Origin of the sequence: Rickettsia endosymbiont of Orchestes rusci (assembly GCF_964030945.1) — a bacterium.
Classification (GTDB): Bacteria; Pseudomonadota; Alphaproteobacteria; order Rickettsiales; family Rickettsiaceae; genus Rickettsia.
On record NZ_CAXIQG010000004.1, the window covers coordinates 592,282 to 612,594 of the forward strand.

Sequence of the window (20,313 nt, forward strand, 5' to 3'; positions counted from 1 at the left end):
CATGGCTCGAATTTTCGATGTCATTCCTAGCTAAAGGCGGGAATGACATACTGCTGCTTTTATCGAGCTATGCAACAACGCCTAATATAGTTAATTTAAGAATAATTATTTAGCATTTGACGGGATAAGATTAAGACCTGTAACCTTAGCGGTTTTTGCATTATCCAACAAAATATTTTCAATAAAAGCCTTACTAAAATTGGCATTTGTTAAATCAGTATTACTAAAATTCGTTTGATAAATCTTTGCTGACTCTAATACACTATTAGTTAATATTGAGCCGGAAAAATTTGTTTTATTAAGTGTTGCCATAGTAAAATCAGTATTTTCTAAAATAGAATTTTTGATTACGGCATTTGATAAATTTGCATTTTTAAAAATTGAGCCGGAAAAATCTGTTTTATCAAATGTTACATTACTAAAATCAAGGCTTTGAAAATTCATATTCGTTAAATCATTGATTTTTTGTAAGTCCTTAACTGAGCTTATTATTATTCCTGTCTGGAATTTATTAAAATCGTTACTATTTAAAATAATATTTTTAGTGAATAGAGCATTCACAAAGCTAGAATTTACATAAGTCGTATTATTTATTTGCGAATTTGTAATAGGGGAAGTATCGAATACCGTATTTGTTAAAGTGGAGTTAATTAAAGCTATTTGAGACAAATTGCTTAAAGTAAACTTACCTTCTAAAAAGTTAACATTTTGTATTAAAGCTTTAGCAAAATTGACTTTAGTAAATTGACTATTTGAAATATTCGAGTTTATTATTCCACTATTGGTTAAGTCACTGCTAATAAACGCTAACTGTTTGATATCATTATTATTAAAAAACGTATTAACATAAGTAGAGTTTTCCGAGGTAATATTTGTCGCTTGTATTTTATTAAATTTTGCAAAATTAATATTGCTATTTTTTATTGATAAATTGCTTATTTTGTTATCATTAAAATTTGTATTATTTAGCAAACTATTTTCAACTCTTACCTGTTCTAAACTAGAACTACTAAAAGCGGCATTTTGAAAATCACACCCGACAATATTAACATTTTTAAAGATAGTAGATTGAAATGAAGAAAATGAAAATATGGAGTTATTAGCTTGAATATTATTAAAACTTGCTTCATTAAAAATGCTTTGAGTAAAATTTGAATCTTTAATAACTAACGAATTTAACTTAGCTTTACTTAAGTCGACTGATTCAAAATAATTATTACTTAGATTGCTGTTACTTGCCGATATCCCCTGTAAATCAGCACCGTAAAAAATAGAGTTTAATATTGTCGTATTTTTAAAACTACTACTTCTAAGGCTAGCTTTTTGAAAATTAACATTTTCTATATTATTATTATTCCAAAGCGTGGAAGTGAATTTTGCATTTTCAAAATTTACATTTTTAACAAGGGTTTTATTAAATGCGGTATCGGTAAAATTTGCTTGGATAAAATTTGTATCTCTTAATGTTGCCCCTTCAAAAATAGAACCTTGAAAATCAGAGCTATAAGCAGATACATTTTGTATTACTGAATTTGAGAAATCGCTTTCTTGTATTATCGCATTTGTTAAAATTGCTTGTTGTAAATTTGTACCGGAAAAATCAACACGTAATATTTCACAGAAACTTAAATCTATTCCCGATAAATCTTCATTAGTTAGTTTTACGCCGATTAATTTCAATCCTCTTAAATTTGAACCGAATTTATCTTTAATATTAACTTTAAGTTTTTTAGTATTTTGAGCAGCTATATAATTTTTAATTACTAGACTTTGCTTATCAGTCAGCAAACCGTTTGCATCACGAGTCGGTTCTGAACAAGCGGTTAAAAATAATAAACTTGCTATACATAATAAATATATATACTGCTTATATTTCAGGAATTGGATTTTATTAAGCATTAACTTCCTCATACTCTTCATCATTTAGTCTATTTAGAGGAACATGTAAACTTAACAATTTTAATTTACGATGTAGGGCCGAGCGTTCCATCCCCACAAAGGATGAAGTTTTAGAAATATTGTTATTAAAACGACTCATTTGAGCCGATAAATATTGCCGTTCAAAAACTTCTCTAGCTTCTCTAAGCGGCATAGATAACATATCAAAGCTATCTTCCAATTTAGTAAGATTAGCACTATTCGTTAAAATCTCGGAGGGTATCATATAAGGCTTGATTACTTCATTATTGCCGGAGGTTAACGGGTTCATAATTAAAGTCCATTCAACTACGTTACGTAACTGTCTGATATTACCCGGCCACTCGTAAGATTGAAGAGCGGCGATAGTTTCATCGGCAAAATTACGCTCTTTTAACCCTGAAAATTTAGAAAGCTGTTTTACAAAATACTTGACTAACAGAGGTATATCTTCTTTCCGTTCATATAATGAAGGCACTTTTAAAGAAGCAACGTTAAAACGATAATAAAGATCTTCTAAAAATTTACCGTTATTTACTTCTTCTTGCATGTTTTTAGAAGTACCGGTTATTATTTTTATATCAAGTTTGATATTTTTCCCGCAAGGTTTTTTTATTGATTGGTCCTTTAAAAATTTAAGAAATTTTATTTGGATAGGTATAGGAATATTACTAACTTCATCAATATATAACGTACCGTTATTAGCAAATTCCAGTAAGGTAGGGCGTTTATTACCGTTTTCTACTTTATCTACCTCCCCGAATAATTCTTGATGAATCTTTTCGGTACTCATACACATCGGGCTAAAAATAATGAAAGGATTATTTACTCGCTTAGACTTTTTATGAATTAATCTTGCAGCAAGTTCCTTACCGCTACCGACTTTACCGTGAATCATAACACGGCTAGTAGCAAAAGCTGCTTTTTCAATTTCTATTTTATGTTTTACACTAACGGAAGATTCGCCTATTAGTTCGGTTTTATCTATAACTTTTGATTTAAGATCAATATTTTCGCGTTTTAATTTTGTTACTTCGCATGCTCTTTTAAGTAAAATAACTAGCTTATCATTACTAAACGGCTTTTCTATATAATCATAGGCACCTATTTTTATAGCATTTACCGCAGTTTCAATTGTACCGTGTCCACTAATTATTATTACCGGCATTAACGGATAACGTTTTTTTATTATCTCTAAAATTCCGAGCCCGTCAATTTCACTCCCCTGAAGCCAAATATCCAAGATAACCGCCGATACGGGTTTTTCGGCAAGTATTCTCAAAGCCTGGGTACTATTAGCCGCCACTTTAGGATTAAATCCTTCATCTTTTAAAATTGCGGCAACTATATTTCTTATATCTTCTTCATCATCTACTACAAGAACATCGATTAGCGACATTGGTTTACCTTAAAATATTAATGTAAATATATACGTTAGTGCTGAATATAAAAGAAATCAATAGTTTTTTATAACATTTTTGTCACAATATATATTTAGGGTATATTATTGGAGGAAAATTGATAGGATTAAGTTGTTGCATGGCCCTAAAAAAGTGCCGTATATCATTCTAGCTAAAGGCGGGACCTTGTTGCATGGCTCGAATTTTTGCAAAGTGTTTCGGTGTCATCTAGTTGCTTGACCACGGCATCCAGTCTTTTTATTAAGATTTTTCTGGATACCGTGGTCAAGCCCACTACTGTACGAACGTTTAAATAAAGAGGTAAAAATTCTGTCATTCCGTGGCTACGACCACGGAATCCAGCTTATAATATCATAAAAAGATTCTAAAATAAGTCTAATATGGCTTTATTTTCCTGGATGCCGTGATCAAGTCACGGCATGACACAGCCTTTTTTCAACGTTCGTACAGTAGTGGGTCAAGCCTCGGTATGACAAGTTTTAAGCGATTTTAACCATCCACACAACAATGCTTTCCCGTTTTCATGGGAATGACATAGAATCGATAGGTATAACAACATTTATTTACTGTTGTGTCTGCTGATTCTGCTGAAGCTGTGGAGTCTGTTGGTTCTGCTGAATTCTATTTTGTCTTTCTATTTTCTTTGCTTCTCGAGCTTCAAGCCTTCTTTGTTCTTTTGCTTTTTCTTCTATAGAATTAAGGAAATAATAAGTAAACACTAAAAAGCCAATTAGCAAAGGAACAAAAGTAAATAATATTGCTTTGAGCTGCTTTTTTGAATCCTCAGCTTTTTGCCTTTTTTCTTCTTCTGTTTCTTCCTCTTCGTGCAGAGGAGTTAATAACTTTTTTTCTTCTTCATTACTCATTTTTTTCCTCGTTTATATGGTTATTAAGATAAATCAACCAACAATTTTGCTAAAATTATAAACCGGCTTCCACTATTTTAATATAACGATTTTACTAATCTAAGATAAATTTTCTTAATACGTAAATATACCGGTTAATTTGAAGTGATAAAATTGTTTTTTTATATAATGATGGAAGCTAAACATCACATTATTCTAATTAAAAAATAATGAAAATAAAAATATAGTCAAGTATTTAAGTTGCTCTATAAATAAAAAGGCACTTATTGGTTTATATTTGTCTTTTTTTGAATAAAAACTTTTAATAACTCTAGTTATGCTATTAAAAAGGTTATTTATCCAAATCATTTTAGATTTAATTTATTATCCGGTCGGATTATCTAAACTAAAAATTTTCTTATTATCGTCATATGAAAAAATTTCCGCGTATCTTCCCCAGGCTATTATAGATTTTAAAGTCATAGCGGCATCTTCTTTAGATAATTTATCTTCAAGTTGCATTTGAAAACGAGATAATGGAGCTTTATGATCAAAACGCTGATGTAGAATTTCACATATATAAGACGCAATGGATATATTATCAAGCAAGTGTTTTGCTAGCATTTTTTTACGCGTTTCGGAATCACCGGCGGCAAACTCTTTCCCGGCTTTATTTAATTTAATATTATCGTATGTTAGGATTGCAAACTTTAATATATCTAATGCCCCGACTATACGAAGGATTTCTTCGGTATTATTAATATGAAAAATTTTAGATAATTCGGCAAGACTAGCAGTGCCTTTATAAGGAGGAGCAAATAAAGCTTCCACACTACCGATTAATTGATTTATTTGAGTTAAGTGAATTTTTTGATTAATATTAGAAATATCAATTTTCTTATCACTAACTGAAGATTTATCGGAAGCGGATACCATCAGTCCATAAATTTTGTCGGCCATAACGCGAAATTCGGCAGTTTGGTTATCTCTTGGACGCGGCAGCGTAATAGGTAACTCCGACACAATACGCCCGGGATTGGATGAAAAAATTAATACTTTATCCGCCATAGTTATAGCTTCCTCAATAGAATGAGTAATAATAACTACCGATTTCATTTGAGTTTTACCGTTACTCCATAAATCAAGAAAGTCATTCTTTAAGTTATTTGCCGTTAACACATCAAGAGCGGAAAAAGGCTCATCCATAAGCAAAATTTCCGGTCTTAAAACTAAGGCTCTAGCAAAGCCTACTCTTTGTTTCATCCCTCCGGATAACTCTCTTGGATATGCCGATTCAAAACCGTCAAGCCCTATTAAATCTATAGCGGCTAATGCTCTAGTTCGACGTTCCTGTTCAGAAATTTCTAAAGCTTTTAAACCGAGTTCAACATTTTCAAGAACCGTAAGCCACGGAAAAAGGGCAAATGTTTGAAATATCATACCTATTTCAAAACAATCATTAGCTTTTTCTTGGTTATGGTAAATTAGCTTACCGCTAGCAGGGCTGCTTAAGCCGGCAATTATTCTAAGCAATGTTGACTTACCGGCTCCCGATTTTCCAAGAATAGCAACTATTTCATTAGATTTTAAAGTAAGGTTAATATTATCAAGTATTTTTTTTCTTACATTTTTATTAGTCATAACGGTTTGAATTACGGAACTAAGTGTAAGTAAACTATTATTAATCATTACCATGAACCATAGAAGTTATACTGTTCGTATGTCATTTTTGTATGAATCAGAAATTACTATATTTTGAGTATTTTTAAAAATGCGTCGGTATCATGCCGTGGTTAAGTCAGGCGTTGTTGCATGGATGGTTAAAATCGCTTAAAACTTGTCATACCGTGGCTTGACCCATTAGTGTACGAACGTTGAAAAAAGGCTGTGTCATGCCGTGACTTGATCACGGCATCCAGGAAAATAAAGCCATATTAGACTTATTTTAGAATCTTTTTATGATATTATAAGCTGGATTCCGTGGTCGTAGCCACGGAATGACAGAATTTTTACCTCTTCATTTAAACGTTCGTACAGTAGTGGGTCAAGCCACGGCATGACATCGCGGTACTTTTAAAGAATACCCAAAATATAGCAATTTTCGAGCCATGCAACAACGCCGCTCAAACTACGGTATAACAGCTTTAGGCACTTTTTACCGTCCACGCAACAAATAACATCGAGTGTTTTTACCACTTGTATTTATATAGCACATTCATTATCTTTTTTGCTCGTATCATCCTCGTCTTCTCTGATAAATTTCTGCTTTACCTTAGATTTCCGGTTATATGTCTTACTATTATCATTTACGGGAGAATAGGTCGAAGGCGCGTAATTTGTAACCGGCGGAGCATAATTTCGCTCTTGCGCGGCACCCGGACAGGAATATTTTGATAAATCTTGCCTGGTTTCCTTAAGCATGGCCTTAATCTGCGCTAGTTCCTGCTGCAATTTTTCTTCTTTATCGCTATTATTTTTTCTAACTTTTTTATTTGCTTGAGTTAGGGAGGAATCATCAATATAGTTAGCATCGATATTTTTTTGAGCTTTTTGACGGGTCATATCTCTCTTGATCATTTTAAGATACATATCACGATTTCTTTTTGATGGATTAATCGTTTCGCTACTTAAAGGATTATCATTATCGTCGTCGTCATTATCCTCATCAAGATTATCTTCGACAATATTCTTTTTAGCCAAATTAATATATTTACCGTTATATAAAGGTCTACGTTTACCGCCTTCAAATCCTTTACTATCAACTAATTTATTATTTGCAGATTTTTTAAAATAGTCTCTAAATCCGTCAGTACAACCTGAAAGAAGAAACAATCCTAAAAATAAAATAATACACTTTTTTAACATAATATAACCTAAGTAATCTTTCTATATCGTTAATTAATGCCATAGAACTACAAAAGTTGCAAGAATCAAATGAAGATAAAGACTGTTTAAAATAAAAAATTGTGTTGATGTTATTGTTGTGAGGATGGAAAACACAAAAAATCTACTCATTTTTAATATTTATATTTAATTCTTTAATCAAAAGTTGTATAAGAATATAAAATTAAATACTCTATATTATGGAAGACATTAATTGCTGGGAAGAAAAGTTTGAAATTTGCGATTATGCTAAAAAACTATTGAATAAAATTACCTATTTAAACAGGTTAGTAAAGCACCCGATAGATATTAGAGAAGTTAAGAAGGGTCTTTATTATGCACGAAAATATCACGGTCCTCAAATGCGGCAATCAGGCGAGCCTTATTATTCCCATCCGGTAGCAGTTGCTTATATGGTGGCAGAATTTACGGCTTATGAAGTACCTAAACTTTTTATCCCTAGTATGTTAAATGCTGCCTTATTACACGATACTATAGAAGACACGCTGCTTACGGAAGAGGATATTGCCGCTATTTTTGATAGAAACATTGCAAGTCATGTGGAAGGTTTAACTAGAATTAAACCATACGGCAAAATTAATACTGAGGAAAATTTAAATTTATTAATTCAGCAAAAACGCCATGATACGGCACTTATAAAAATCTTTGATCGAGTGCATAATTTACAAACATTAGGAGCAAAATCTCCTGAAAAAATTCAGAAGATTATAAAAGAAACGTTAGAGCATTTCCTATATGTTTGTGCATATTTTGAAATATACAACATCGAACACGAATTAGTCAAACTTTGCCGTGAAATGATTGAACAACAAACTAATTTTAAAAAAATGGCTTTAAAAGAAAAAATTCTTAATGCTGATAATTACCTCGAAGTTTTTCAACTGATTCAAAGTGACTAACTGACCAATAAAAAGCTATGCCAACAGGCATCATAATGAGAAGAATGCCGTAATTCCCTAAAATATTTATTAAATAAACCATCCCAAAAGAAGTTATAACAGTTATAAAAATTTTTGCTAAGGCATATATAACCGTAGAATAAGTAAATCGCTTAAATACCGGAAAACTTTTGTAAACTATAGGAGAAGCCGTACCAACGGCAATGCTAATTATAACGAACAACGACTGTACTTTAAACAAATCAAAGGGGGCAGCTATATTATTTAAAAAATAAACACCGATCGGCATAACAAATAAAAATATAATTCTTTGAACTTTTAATATTTTAAGCGGATGAAATTTTAATACTAATGAGGTTAATACAGATGCTGTAATTAAATGAACAATAGAAATGTATAAACTATTTTCCATAATTGCAGCAGCTGAATAATCAAAATTAGTTTTAAATAAATTGGCACAATGAACATAAATAAGATAAAAACAAGCCGACCCTGAAGGTAAGATAAGAAAATAAGCTAATGCAGTTTTCATATTAACTTTTTCTTCAATATATTCCTTATAAGGTAATTTCTCAGTATCTATACCAAAATTTTCTAAAGTATTTTTTATCCGACGTTTTGCATCAACAAATTCAGTTGATTCTCGGAGTCTAGTTCTTGCTAAAAATCCGACTAGAGCTATTACTGTCCCTCCCCAAAAAGCATAACGCCAATTTAAAAGATAGGTGGTGCTAATAATACCAAATATTAGCGCAGCTATACTACCTATAATAGAAGCGATATTAATTATCCCTATACATACATATTGAGCAGGAGGTTTTGTTGTTTCAGTTACATATAATTCCGCTCCTATAATTTCGCCCATTGAGGAGATACCTTGCGACATACGGCAGATTATCATAATCCAAGAGACTATAATGCCTTTTTCCGCATAGGTTGATAAATTAGCCATAACAAAACATGACGCCGCCATTATAAGAGTAGTAATAATTACCGTAGATTTACGCCCGATATTATCGCCTATCCATCCGAGTATAAAAGCAGCAAAGGGTCTTAACGCATAAGTAGAGCAGAAAGCCGCTGCCGATAAAAGTGAAGCAACTTTCGGATCAGTTTTAGGAAAAAACAAATCGTTTAGCATCACTGCCATATGAATATATAGCATTAGGTCAAAATATTCTAGAAAAGTACCTATAGACAGTAACCCGATAGCTTCCTTTTGTTGCCTGGTTAAACTTCTCTGCTCATCTCGATAGCCTAACATTTTTTGCGATTTTTTAATTAAATTGCAAATACGATATGCTTTTTCTATTGAAAGTCAATAGGAGTTTTTATTTATTTTTTGAAAAGCTGTTATTAAATAAAGGAAGTTACTAAGAGATTTTATAAATAGATCAATAATATACTACTCATCTTTCAAGAATTTTTTTTATTTACATCCTAAGATTCACGTACTCGCTTATATTTTTAATAAGCTGTACGCCCTCATTCTTCAAAATAAAAAATCCAAATTCAAAATACGAACAGTATACACAAATTCCTAAATTTTAAAGATTGTAGGAGAGTGAAAAGCTTTAGTTCTTATTCCGTAACGGCATCAAAATAGCCTTTATAAGTTTATGCAAATTGGCAATTTCTACCTTATCACGGGAAGAGAAATTACTTATAGCACAACTATAAAGATCCTGAGAAGTAGAACTCATATTTGTCCATAATATATTACCGGTTTTTGTATCTACAATTCCGACAGCCAGAACTGAATTATCTGCATTCTCCGTAACACTAGAATTATTGAAAATAAGACTCATGGCAAAATCACGCGCACGGGCTCCGTTAGTCTTAATTATTTGCGCATAATCAATTAATAACAATATATCACTATTAGTTTGTTGCCCTAAAGTTACCGCTGCTTCTCCGACATTTTGCGTAATTGAAAATGCTTTGCTTTCTTCCCATAATAGAGGGGTATAAAGTGTTTTATGAGCCGAATTATAAGAGTCGCGAAGACGAGAAACAACATTATCCAGTTTTTGATCTCTAATATCCCTTCTATGTAATAATTTAACTCTAAAACCGTTCTCTTGAATAGCTAACGGTATTTCTCTCCTAATAAGTTCTTCTAAATGATCTTCGTAATTATACATACGTTCTTTACGGCTAGATATATCTAAAGTATACACTTCAACCTGCGGGGGCAAAATTAATATTTCTTTAGGTTGAACCATGTTATTATTATATCCTGCAACATGACGTATTGAAGTTACTTTTGCACAGCCGGAAGTTATTAAAATTACGAAGAATAAAGATACAAAATTTTTGAAATACATTAGAATACTCTATTAATTAATTCATTATTAAGCAGGAATTACACGCGTACGTTTTTCGGAAAAAATTATATATACTTTTTGACCTATCTTAATATTAGAATCCGTAGCTTGGACAACTGTAATTAAGCCGCTGGTAACAGCAGTAGAAATAACGTTTCTCATAGCCGAATTACCTTCGTAATAATCACTTTTTATTTTAGAGGTATCAACTTTAACTAAATATTCATATCCTTTTTTCTCACCTAATTTTCCTTGTAATCCAGAGCCGAGAGCTGCCCCTACAATAGCTCCGCCTACAATAGCTGCAGCATTACCGGTTCCTTGTCCTACTCCACTACCTAATACGCCTCCCATTACTCCGCCGGCAAGCATTCCACCGCTATTATCAGATAATCTATCTGATTCTTTTATTATAACGGGACGTATGGAAAGAACTTCTCCCTCCAATGTTAGATTTAATGTTGAATCGCTAGTATACACGTTACTCGAAAGATCACGCGCACAACCGGTAAGTAAAGAAGTTAAAATAATAAAAATTATACATTGGCAAAAAAGTTTTTTCATTTGAATATAATATTAAGTTATATAATTAAGATTTATTAAAAAATAAAGAAAGAAGTTATATTAGTTTCTATATTCTGTCAAATAGTTTTCAATAATTATTTTGTTAGTATTTTAGTAAATTATTAAAAAACGAGAAGAATTTGAATTAAATGGCGCAGAAAATTCTTATAAATGACAATTATGACTCACTTAATTAAGGTCTATACATTAAATTTCATGAGTCTTGTTTGTACAGCGTTGTTGCACGGCTCGAATTTTCGATGTCATTCTAGCTAAAGGCGGGAATCCGGAAAATGTTTAAGCGAATTATATAGTAAATTTTTATATAATTTTGTTTATTTTAAGTGTTTTTTCTGGATTCCCGCCTTTAGCTCACAGCTGTCCGAAGTTGAAAAATAAATAGAGAAACTGTTGGGGGTTTTTCACTCTATTATATATCAAAATAGTAGTATTTTTAGCATTAACGGCAAAAAAAGTACTATTTAATAATCTTAATTTTTTAACTTCGGACAGCTGTGGCCTCTAGCTAGGAATGACATACGGCACTTTTTTAGAGCCATGCAACAACGCCTCCCCCTCCCGCGGCATCCAGTCTTTTACTAAGATTTTTTCTGGATACCGTGGTCAAGCCCACTACTGTACGAACGTTTAAATAAAGAGGTAAAAATTCTGTCATTCCGTGGCTACGACCACGGAATCCAGCTTATAATATCATAAAAAGATTCTAAAATAAGTCTAATATGGCTTTATTTTCCTGGATGCCGTGATCAAGTCACGGCATGACACAGCCTTTTTTCAACGTTCGTACAGTAGTGGGTCAAGCCACGGTATGACACCGAATTGCTGTGCAAAAATATTGAGCCATGCAATAACTCTTGTTTGTACAGCATCATTCAGAAAGCTTCATCTAATTAGATTCTAATATTTAAAATATTCAAAGATTTGATTGGGGGATTTAGTAAATTTGGTATTTGCTAACCTGGAATTAAACAGCAAGAAACTTGATTATAATCTACGTCCGCCGTTCGATACAGTCGTGAATTTGCCAAAAAATGGCGAATGGCTGGGGCGGGAGGGATCGAACCTCCGAATGACGATATCAAAAACCGTTGCCTTACCGCTTGGCTACGCCCCATTTTAAAGTTGTTACAAAAGCTCGCCTTTGTGTAACAAGCAGATTGGTTGCTTGAAGATTAAAGCGTGTTTGATGTCATTCTAGTTCAAACGGAGCGTTGTTGCATGGCTCGAATTTTTGCAAAGTGTTTCGGTGTCATGCCGTGGCTTGACCAGGCATCCAGTCTTTTTATTAAGGCTTTTCTGGATACCGTGGTCAAACCACGGTATGACACCGTACTTATAATAACCATAATACGGTAAATTATTAGCCACACAACAACGCCCCGTTTCACAGGGATGACATCCTAAATACTTTTACTATCCTTAAAGTGGAATCCAGCTCTTAAAAGATTGAGTAGTATAAAGGTTTATAGCAATAAACACGGTTACAGTCAAATATAATAATTATTATTCTAAGAAAAATTTTATTTGTTTATCTAACCATATCTTAGCCTTTATAGACAATAAAGAATAAATTTTAGATTTAATTTTTCGGTAATATTGTTTTATATAATTTATTTCGTCGATATTTAATATAGAAAACTCAACTAATTCGTTAGCATAAGGTACTAAGCTTAAAGTTTCAAACTCTAGCCAATTATTATTTTCTTTAACATACATCAAATTTTCTATTCTGATACCGAATTCACCCGGTATATAGTAACCCGGTTCATTAGACAAAATCATTCCGGGCTGCAAAATAATTTGACTTCTGAGATTAATACTTTGCGGTCCTTCATGAACGCTTAGGAAACTACCGACGCCGTGACCGGTGCCGTGCGGATAATCAATATTATCCTGCCATAAATATTGCCGTGCTAATATGTCAAGATTTGCGCCGGTAATTTTATCTTTGGGAAATTTTGCATTTGCTAGCGCAATATGTCCTTTCAAAACTTGCGTGTAACGTTTCTTTTGTTCGCTTGTCGGCATATCTATTGCAATAGTCCGAGTTATATCGGTCGTACAACCTTGATACTGCCCGCCGGAATCAATTAGTAAAATGCCCTCACCTGCAATTTTCTTTGCGTGTTTTTGATCGGCACGATAATGAATAATTGCACTATTTTCTTTAAAGCCGCAAATGGTCGGAAAGCTATCACTTATATAGCCGTTTTGCTTACTTCTATAGTTGGTCAATTTTTTTGCTAAATCATACTCCGTAAGCTCATGTAAATTATTCATGCCGTCAAGCTCGGCAAAAAACTCGCATAACGCCACCGCATCGCTAACATGAAAATTAATTGCATGTCGGATTTCTATCTCATTTTTACAAGCTTTAAGTAGCTGACAAGGATCGGTAATTTTCTTTATACTATTCTGCTTTGAGTATTCTTCTTTATCTGCTATTAAATCCATTATACGAATCGATAAAAAGCTATCGTCAACTAGGATTTTTTGGCTATTTTTTAATAAGATATTTTCAAATTCCGCTTCTTGGAAAATTGTTATTTCGGGACGGGCAGCAATAATTTCCTCGCCGATTCTTGATGGATTTATAAATAAATATAGTTGCGAATGAGTCAGTATTACTAACGAAAACATTAAAGGAGAATAAGCAACGTCTCTCGCTCGAAGATTTAACAACCAACATATAGAACTTGCATCTGTAATAATAATTGTATCTGCCGAATTTTCTGTTAAAATTTTCCGACATTCTTTTATTTTGTCACTATGCGAACTACCGGCAAAGGCAATATCGTGTAAACAGACTTTAGAAGCAGGTTCTTGTGGCTGATCTTTCCAAATTTGATCAACTAAATTACCGGAAATTTTATGTAAAGGTGATTTTAAAGACCCAAAAAATCTGGATTTTATCGGATAAGTAAACAATTCAGGATCATAGCCTATTATAGCATTTTCTTTTATATAACTTCCCCAAGGAAATAAATATATGTCTTTGAGATCGAAAATTTGAAAAATACTTAAATCAAGCTCTCTAGCACTTTGCTCTAAATACCTACCGTCGGTAAAAAATAACGCCGTATCTTCGCATATTACCGTGAGTCCGTTTGAGCCGGTAAAACCCGTTATATACTCAAGCCTTTTAGCATATTCGGGTACGTATTCGCTCATATATTTATCGTTAGAGGGGATAATGTAGCCGTTTATACCGAGTTCTATAAATAATTTTCGTAAAGACTCAATACGCTTTTTTATCATTTTCATATTAGATTAACTTGAGTCATTCCGTGACTTGACCGGCGTTGTTGCATGGATAAGAAATTGCCTAAAAATGGTGTCATTCTAGCTAAAGGCGGGAATCCAGAACATTATAGTCATCCTGAATTTATTTCAGGATCTATTAATGAGATGCTGAAACAAGTTCAGCATGACAAAAAAAGCCCGGATTCCAGTTTTCGGGCGTTGTTGCATGGCTAATAATTTACCGTATTATGGTTATTATAAGTACGGTGTCATACCGTGGCCCCTCCCACGGTATCCGGTTAGGCTTTTTAATTTTTTCTGGATACGGTGGGAAGGGCCTCGATATGACAAGTTTTAAGCGATTTTAACCGTCCACGCAACAATACTGCAAATTACTACACTTTCTTTGACTTTAACAATAAAATACTTGCTTCAAATAATGGGGTAAAAATACTTCTAACCTCATTTAATAATGCTTCATTAGTTATTTCTTGCTTTAATTCTTCACGGATAGCATCAAATATTTCCCCTAAACTTTTTTCTTCTGCTATATATTTAAAAATATACTTAGTATAAGCAAATACGGGAACCGATATATTGACGTTTTTTAATATGCCGTTATTCACCGTGAAATTAACGCCGTTATTTACAAGCGTTGGATTAGCCTCTATATAATCAAAAACTTGCTTGGCAAAATTGGCAATATTATGGAAATACGGCACGTTATTAAGATCATCAATTGTTGCTACGCTATCTTTTTGATTAGATACGTAAAAAGAATGCTTTATAATATTTCCGGTAATTATCTCACTAATTGCCTGCTGGGTTACTTTATTCATCTTCTTAATTTTTTGTAATAACGAGAAGTCTTTAATATAATTTTCAGGTCTTAGTAATAACTTCTCCACCGGATCAAGATAATCGACAAAATTTAAACCCGCATCTTGGACAAATTCATATAATTCAGGAATGGAATAAGCACGATCTTGCTTATGCAAGAACATATCATACAGTCCCACGTCACCGAAATTTTGGTAATCCGAAAATAACTCCCATCCTCTTTTATGCCAGTTAGTTGCAGGAAGATTATCGATAATAATTTTACCGTTCATAACTTCTTCGACTCGGCTTTGTGCCTCGCTATTCACCATTTTCATGATTTCTTGAATATGATAAACACCGGTGCGACCGTATTTAGCATAAACCATTAATCCCATACCGCCCTTGGGAGTTAAAGAATCTTTTAAATTTTTTAGACCTTCAGGCGGGTTTTGCAAGTGATGTAACACCCCGGTACAATTTATATAATCAAATTTTCCGAGTTTCAAATTCGGAATATTTAATATAGAGTCATTAATCCATTTAATATTTGTAAGCCCCCTAACTTCAGCACGTTTTTGCGCTACTTCCATGCTTGGTTTGCTAAAGTCTAAATATATTATTTCTACCTTTTTATCTTTAAGCTGCTCCGCTAAATAGATAGTAGAGTCACCCGTACCGCCACCGGCTATCAAACAACGAAAACCATTGTTAAAATTCTCTTTTCCTTTATATAAAGAATGATTTAATTCCCCTAAACTTTCACCAACAATAGAAAGCAGGCGCGTTCTTTCCTCTTCAGGATTTCTATATGGATAAGGATAATCTTGATAATGATCTTTCACTTCAGCTAAATCTTTTGAAATTGCCGTATTAGTAATTTTTGTTTTTGTTTTCTTTAAATCGGTCATTATATATTCCTGTTAAAAGTGAAAAGTTGAAATACGAAGTTCAACTTGAAAAAGAGCAAGACGCCTCGGAGCTTTCGACAGCGTTGTTGCACGGCCCAAATTTTCGATGTCATTCCTAGCTCAAGGCGGGAATCCAGCCTTATTTATGTCATGCTGAACTTGGTTCAGCATCTCCTAAAAAAGATTCTGAAATAAATTCAGGATGACTTTAAAAGTATTTTTCCGGATTCCCGCCTTTAGCTAGAATGACATATTATTTCTTTTATTGAGCCATGCAATAACGCAGCTTTTGACCGCAGCGTACACGCAAGTAACGTGAGGATCGAAAGCGAGAAGCGTTGTTGCTAATTTTTCAAGTTCAACGAGTATACTGCTCGTATTTCGAGAATTGGATTTTATTTTGAAGGGTAAGTGCGCACAGCCTATACTTAATAGGTGAGTACACGAACCCCTGATAAAATGAAAAAACAATTCTTGAAATACGAGTAGTATATTAAGTTAATATTATGTCTTTTATATGTAGCTGAATAGTATAATTATCTTGCCAATTATTTGTTTTGAGTGAACCTATAACCGAAATATTATTTTTCCCTCGAACATTAAATATTGCGTCTTCAAGCGGCGTTTCGACCGCATTAAAAGTAATTGCCTGTAATGCTTTATTACCGTAAGCCTTAAGAGTGGGTGCAAGCAAACACCGAATATGTTTACTGCCGACGATATCCGCTTTGATAATAAAAAGATTATCAAATTTAAATATCGGTTCCGGATTACCTTGACCAAAAGGCTCTAACTTATTAAGCTCTTCCATTAACAGCATATTAACACTTGAGGTAGTTAATTCAGCATCATATTCTGCTTGCGTATAATCTCCTAATTTGCTTATATCAATTTTAATATCCTCATTCAAGAATTCTTGTAATTCCTGCAATTTTTCGGCTTTTACGGTAAAGCCCGCAGCCATAGCATGCCCACCGCCCGCTACTAGCAAATCTTTAATTTTAGCGTTAATAATTTTAGCGCCTAAATCAATACCAGTGATAGATCGGCACGAGGCTTTACCGATCCCGTCATTTAAAGCTATAATTGCTACGGGCTTAGTGAATTTATCTTTAAGTCTTCCCGCAACAATACCGATAACTCCGGGATGCCAGCCTTCTTTTACAATAAATAATAAACTATTATTTTCTTGAGTTAAAGCAATTTTAGTTGCTTCCTCAATCATCATTAGCTCGATTACTTTCCTCTCATTATTATGCTTCTCAAGCTCTGTTGCTAAACTACCGGCTTCTATTGCACATTCCGTTGATAATAAAGTAGCTCCTAAGCTCGATCTTCCGACTCTGCCGCCGGCATTAATTCTAGGACCTAAAATAAACCCTAAATGATAACAGCGCGGCACTTCGCTAAGCCCCGCAATATCATATAAAGTTTTGATGCCGATATTTTGCCTTTGCATCATTATTTTTAAACCGGTGGCAACAAAGGCGCGGTTTAACTGCACCAATTTCATTACGTCACAAACAGTACCGAGTGCCACCAAATCCAAATATTGCATTAAATTGGGAACAGGAATATCTGCAAAATAATTTTGCTTTTTTAATTCCGACAATAAAGCAGTAACAAATAAAAACGATACCCCTACAGCTGCTAAATACTTATATTCACTTTTTTCATCAATACGGTTAGGGTTTACTATAGCTATAGCCTCAGGTAGTATTTCCGCACTTATATGATGATCGATTACTATCACCTCAAGCCCCACCTCTTTAGCATATTCTAAAGCTTCATGAGCCATAGCTCCGCAATCAACCGTAATAAGCAGCTTTACGCCGGTATCTTTGATTTTTTGCATAGCGCTCGGCGTCGGACCATAGCCTTCCGCTATACGATCAGGTACGTAAATATCACAACTATGCCTTAAATCCCTAAATATATTTTTAAGAAGTGCCGCAGAAGTTGCCCCGTCAACATCGTAATCGGCAAATACGCATATTTTTTGTTTATTTAAAATCGCCGCAATAACTCTATCGACTGCTTTTCGCATGTCAAGCAAATGGAAAGGATCGGGGAGCAGATTTTTAATTTTCGGTGACAAAAAATTTTCTGCCTGATCTAAATTACTCACTCGACAAGATAATAACCTAGCTAAAAAATCACTTACTCCTAGATTACGGCTTAGCTCTGAAATATTACTTTCATTAATAAGTTTTTGCTGCCATATTTTACCGTTAACCGATTTTTTAGTCGTCATGTTTTTATTCTTTTTGTTGATTTGGTAAACACTCTCAATGTCACTCCCTGTAAAGGCTTCTAAATTCCGTCATTGCGAGGATAGATTGTTGCGTGGATACCGGAATCATCATTGCGAGCGACCAAAGGCGTTGTTGCATGGCTCATAATTTACTGTATTCTGTATTATGGTTATTACTATGGTGTCATGCCGTGGCTTGACCACGGCATCCAGTCTTTTACTAAGATTTTTCTGGATACCGTGGTCAAGCCACGGTATGACAAGTTTTAAGCGATTTTAACCATCCACGCGGGCATTGCCTCCTCGCAATGACGATTCCGATATCCCACCGCGGGCGGTGTTGCGCGGGGATAACATCGGATAGGTTGAACAAATACGGATAAATATAGTGAATTCAGTTGAATTTTGTGACAGGCGCGAAGAGCGAAGCCTATATATTAATAGGCGAGACGACGAGCAACGCAGCACAAAGTTCAAATCAATTTACTATAACTTCTTAATTACTATACTAACTTAACCGCCGAACAATCTCCGCACGTTCAATTAACGGTAAAATATTTGCCATTTCGGGACCTGATTCTTTACCGGTTAGAGCGAGGCGCAGCGGCAAAAATAACTCTTTACCCTTTCTGCCTGTTATTTCGACAATTTTTTTTGTCCAAATACTCCAGCTATTACTAGTTAGTTCTCCGGCAGGCAATAATTCCGCTGCTTGTTTTAAATATTGCTTATCTAAATTTTGCATTTTTGGCGATTCATGACAAATATCCCACCATTCTTTTACATCAAAAAGTTTTTGTAAATTAGGACGGACCGATAACCAAAAATTTTCGTCAATATGACCTGCCCCGATTTCTCCAAGACGGTCTTTTATCTCATTAAAACTTAGCGATATAAGTAATTTATGATTTAATCGCTCTAAATCCTCCGGCTGATAAATAGTCGGGCTTTTGGAAAAATTATTTATATCAAATTGCTCCACCAACTCTTTCATAGTTTTAAACGGCAAAACTTGAGTCGATGAACCGAGCAAGCTAAAAAAACTAGCGATAGCCATTGACTCAAAACCTTCTTTATCTCGAAGAGAGGCGATTTCAAATCCCCCTACTCTTTTAGAGATTTTCTCATCACGATTGATAATTAAACTTAAATGACCGAATACCGGCGGAATTGCGCCTAAGGCTTCAAACATCTGAATTTGAATAGCGGTATTGCTTACATGATCTTCTCCTCTGATAATATGACTAATATCATAATCAATATCATCGATAACTGAACATAACATATAAGTCATGCTAGAGTCCGCTCTGATAACTATCGGATTGCTTAAACTTTTACCTTCATATTTAACTTCACCTTTCACCATATCATGCCAACTTATCGGCGTATGATTTATTAAAAATCTATAGTGCGGTTTCCTGCCCTGTGCTTGATATTTCTCGATTTGTTCTTTGGTTAAATTTAAAGCGGCACGGTCATAAATCGGCGGCATACCTTTTGATAACTGAAATTTACGCTTTAATTCCAGTTCTTCAGGAGTTTCAAAACAAGGGTATAATCGCTTTTTTTCTAACAGTGTTTTTTTTATTTCGTCATATCTATCTAACCGGCTTGACTGATTAAATGTTTGATCCCAATCGATATTTAAAAATTTTAAATCTTTTATAATAGCATCCTTATATTCCCGGCGGCTACGCTCAAGATCGGTATCGTCAAATCTTAAAATAAATTGCCCGTTATTTTTTCTAGCATAAAGCCAGTTAATAAGGACAGCTCTACTATTACCGACATGTAACATACCGGTCGGAGACGGAGCAAAACGTGTGATAACTTTTTTCATGTTTAATGTTTTAACTTTGTTTTAATTGTAATAAGTATAGCGATGTCATTCCCGCGCAGTGTTGTTGCATGGAACGTTAAACGTCATTGTGAAGAGGCACAAAGTGCCGCCGTGACAATCTAAGTATAAACATATTTTCATGCTAAACTTGCCATCTTATAAACTTTCTGGCATTCTCATAAAATCCCTCATTACATTCGGGATAGCCTGGATTGCCGCGTCGGGACTTCGTCCCTGCTCGCAATGACGATTCTGGTATCCACGCAATAACGCCTTCCCGCATAGGGGCCTTGTTGCATGGCTCGATAAAAGCAACAGTATGTCATTCTAGCTAAAGGCAGGAATCCA

General features: G+C 34.0%; 23 protein-coding genes and 1 tRNA gene. 7 read left to right on the forward strand and 17 right to left on the reverse strand.

The genetic code is table 11. The features are described from left to right. Positions 1 to 105 precede the first annotated feature (105 nt). The 6 genes from AAHM91_RS06880 to AAHM91_RS06905 form a co-directional block, all read right to left on the reverse strand. A complete protein-coding gene (locus tag AAHM91_RS06880) occupies positions 106 to 1,899 on the reverse strand; it encodes a pentapeptide repeat-containing protein (RefSeq protein ID WP_341793929.1) in 1,794 nt (597 codons plus the stop codon). Next, positions 1,892 to 3,316: a sigma-54-dependent transcriptional regulator gene (locus tag AAHM91_RS06885; RefSeq protein WP_253307872.1), complete on the reverse strand. Its 1,425-nt coding sequence runs from the start codon at positions 3,314 to 3,316 to the stop codon at positions 1,892 to 1,894. Before AAHM91_RS06885 ends, AAHM91_RS06880 begins: the two co-directional genes overlap by 8 nt. Positions 3,317 to 3,489: 173 nt before the next feature. Then, complete coding sequence (locus tag AAHM91_RS06890) at positions 3,490 to 3,654, reverse strand: hypothetical protein (RefSeq protein WP_342270307.1); 165 nt, start codon at positions 3,652 to 3,654, stop codon at positions 3,490 to 3,492. A gap of 247 nt (positions 3,655 to 3,901) precedes the next feature. Further along, on the reverse strand, positions 3,902 to 4,204 hold the full coding sequence (locus tag AAHM91_RS06895; RefSeq protein WP_410525862.1) for a hypothetical protein: 303 nt from the start codon (positions 4,202 to 4,204) through the stop codon (positions 3,902 to 3,904). A 363-nt stretch (positions 4,205 to 4,567) separates the two neighbouring features. Continuing rightward, positions 4,568 to 5,872, reverse strand: coding sequence for an ABC transporter ATP-binding protein (locus tag AAHM91_RS06900; protein WP_253307873.1), 1,305 nt, complete (start codon positions 5,870 to 5,872; stop codon positions 4,568 to 4,570). A 513-nt stretch (positions 5,873 to 6,385) separates the two neighbouring features. After that, positions 6,386 to 7,048 (reverse strand): hypothetical protein, encoded by a 663-nt coding sequence (locus tag AAHM91_RS06905; protein ID WP_341793925.1) that lies wholly within the window; start codon positions 7,046 to 7,048, stop codon positions 6,386 to 6,388. A gap of 218 nt (positions 7,049 to 7,266) precedes the next feature. Between AAHM91_RS06905 and AAHM91_RS06910 the strand changes: the two genes are divergently transcribed. Next, a complete protein-coding gene (locus tag AAHM91_RS06910; protein WP_342270308.1) occupies positions 7,267 to 7,986 on the forward strand; it encodes an HD domain-containing protein in 720 nt (239 codons plus the stop codon). Here AAHM91_RS06910 and AAHM91_RS06915 read toward each other — a convergent pair. From AAHM91_RS06915 to AAHM91_RS06930, 4 genes are all read right to left on the reverse strand, one after another. Then, complete coding sequence (locus tag AAHM91_RS06915) at positions 7,937 to 9,250, reverse strand: MFS transporter (RefSeq protein ID WP_342270309.1); 1,314 nt, start codon at positions 9,248 to 9,250, stop codon at positions 7,937 to 7,939. The genes AAHM91_RS06910 and AAHM91_RS06915 overlap by 50 nt on opposite strands. A 310-nt stretch (positions 9,251 to 9,560) precedes the next feature. Next, on the reverse strand, positions 9,561 to 10,313 hold the full coding sequence (locus AAHM91_RS06920) for a hypothetical protein (protein WP_342270310.1): 753 nt from the start codon (positions 10,311 to 10,313) through the stop codon (positions 9,561 to 9,563). A 27-nt stretch (positions 10,314 to 10,340) separates the two neighbouring features. Beyond that, positions 10,341 to 10,877, reverse strand: coding sequence for an outer membrane lipoprotein (locus tag AAHM91_RS06925; protein ID WP_342270311.1), 537 nt, complete (start codon positions 10,875 to 10,877; stop codon positions 10,341 to 10,343). A gap of 550 nt (positions 10,878 to 11,427) precedes the next feature. Next, the gene (locus AAHM91_RS06930) at positions 11,428 to 11,553 is read right to left on the reverse strand and encodes a hypothetical protein (protein ID WP_342270312.1); all 126 of its coding nucleotides are present in this window, start codon (positions 11,551 to 11,553) and stop codon (positions 11,428 to 11,430) included. 87 nt (positions 11,554 to 11,640) lie between these two features. Between AAHM91_RS06930 and AAHM91_RS06935 the strand changes: the two genes are divergently transcribed. Continuing rightward, positions 11,641 to 11,799 carry a hypothetical protein gene (locus tag AAHM91_RS06935; protein ID WP_341793919.1) on the forward strand — a complete coding sequence of 53 codons (159 nt, stop codon included), beginning with the start codon at positions 11,641 to 11,643 and terminating at the stop codon, positions 11,797 to 11,799. Between the two features lie 138 nt (positions 11,800 to 11,937). Here AAHM91_RS06935 and AAHM91_RS06940 read toward each other — a convergent pair. The 3 genes from AAHM91_RS06940 to AAHM91_RS06950 all read right to left on the reverse strand — a co-directional run bounded on the left by AAHM91_RS06940 (position 11,938) and on the right by AAHM91_RS06950 (position 14,156). After that, positions 11,938 to 12,012 (reverse strand) — tRNA-Gln (locus AAHM91_RS06940). 80 nt (positions 12,013 to 12,092) lie between these two features. Continuing rightward, positions 12,093 to 12,266, reverse strand: a complete 174-nt coding sequence (locus AAHM91_RS06945) for a hypothetical protein (RefSeq protein WP_342270313.1) — start codon at positions 12,264 to 12,266, stop codon at positions 12,093 to 12,095. A 135-nt stretch (positions 12,267 to 12,401) separates the two neighbouring features. Further along, positions 12,402 to 14,156 carry a M24B family metallopeptidase gene (locus tag AAHM91_RS06950; protein WP_342270314.1) on the reverse strand — a complete coding sequence of 585 codons (1,755 nt, stop codon included), beginning with the start codon at positions 14,154 to 14,156 and terminating at the stop codon, positions 12,402 to 12,404. Between the two features lie 51 nt (positions 14,157 to 14,207). Between AAHM91_RS06950 and AAHM91_RS06955 the strand changes: the two genes are divergently transcribed. Next, a complete protein-coding gene (locus AAHM91_RS06955; protein ID WP_342270315.1) occupies positions 14,208 to 14,375 on the forward strand; it encodes a hypothetical protein in 168 nt (55 codons plus the stop codon). Further along, positions 14,368 to 14,499 (forward strand): hypothetical protein, encoded by a 132-nt coding sequence (locus tag AAHM91_RS06960; RefSeq protein WP_342270316.1) that lies wholly within the window; start codon positions 14,368 to 14,370, stop codon positions 14,497 to 14,499. The genes AAHM91_RS06955 and AAHM91_RS06960 overlap by 8 nt, the downstream gene beginning before the upstream one ends. 37 nt (positions 14,500 to 14,536) lie before the next feature. Here the strand turns inward: AAHM91_RS06960 and AAHM91_RS06965 are convergent, their stop codons facing one another. Next, positions 14,537 to 15,871 (reverse strand): class I SAM-dependent methyltransferase, encoded by a 1,335-nt coding sequence (locus tag AAHM91_RS06965; RefSeq protein ID WP_342270317.1) that lies wholly within the window; start codon positions 15,869 to 15,871, stop codon positions 14,537 to 14,539. Positions 15,872 to 15,916: 45 nt separating this feature from the next. Here AAHM91_RS06965 and AAHM91_RS06970 point away from each other — a divergent pair, with 45 nt between their 5' ends. Next, a complete protein-coding gene (locus tag AAHM91_RS06970) occupies positions 15,917 to 16,066 on the forward strand; it encodes a hypothetical protein (protein ID WP_342270318.1) in 150 nt (49 codons plus the stop codon). Between the two features lie 298 nt (positions 16,067 to 16,364). Here the strand turns inward: AAHM91_RS06970 and recJ are convergent, their stop codons facing one another. Beyond that, positions 16,365 to 18,125, reverse strand: a complete 1,761-nt coding sequence (gene recJ / locus AAHM91_RS06975; RefSeq protein WP_253307881.1) for a single-stranded-DNA-specific exonuclease RecJ — start codon at positions 18,123 to 18,125, stop codon at positions 16,365 to 16,367. A 111-nt stretch (positions 18,126 to 18,236) separates the two neighbouring features. Here recJ and AAHM91_RS06980 point away from each other — a divergent pair, with 111 nt between their 5' ends. After that, positions 18,237 to 18,395, forward strand: coding sequence for a palindromic element RPE4 domain-containing protein (locus AAHM91_RS06980; protein WP_341793915.1), 159 nt, complete (start codon positions 18,237 to 18,239; stop codon positions 18,393 to 18,395). Here AAHM91_RS06980 and AAHM91_RS06985 read toward each other — a convergent pair. After that, on the reverse strand, positions 18,370 to 18,498 hold the full coding sequence (locus AAHM91_RS06985) for a hypothetical protein (protein WP_341793914.1): 129 nt from the start codon (positions 18,496 to 18,498) through the stop codon (positions 18,370 to 18,372). The genes AAHM91_RS06980 and AAHM91_RS06985 overlap by 26 nt on opposite strands. 135 nt (positions 18,499 to 18,633) lie before the next feature. After that, entirely contained in the window at positions 18,634 to 19,965 is a 1,332-nt protein-coding gene (gene gltX, locus AAHM91_RS06990) for a glutamate--tRNA ligase (protein ID WP_342270319.1), read from the reverse strand. 212 nt (positions 19,966 to 20,177) lie between these two features. Between gltX and AAHM91_RS06995 the strand changes: the two genes are divergently transcribed. Next, positions 20,178 to 20,300 (forward strand): hypothetical protein, encoded by a 123-nt coding sequence (locus AAHM91_RS06995; protein ID WP_342270320.1) that lies wholly within the window; start codon positions 20,178 to 20,180, stop codon positions 20,298 to 20,300. Positions 20,301 to 20,313 lie beyond the last annotated feature (13 nt).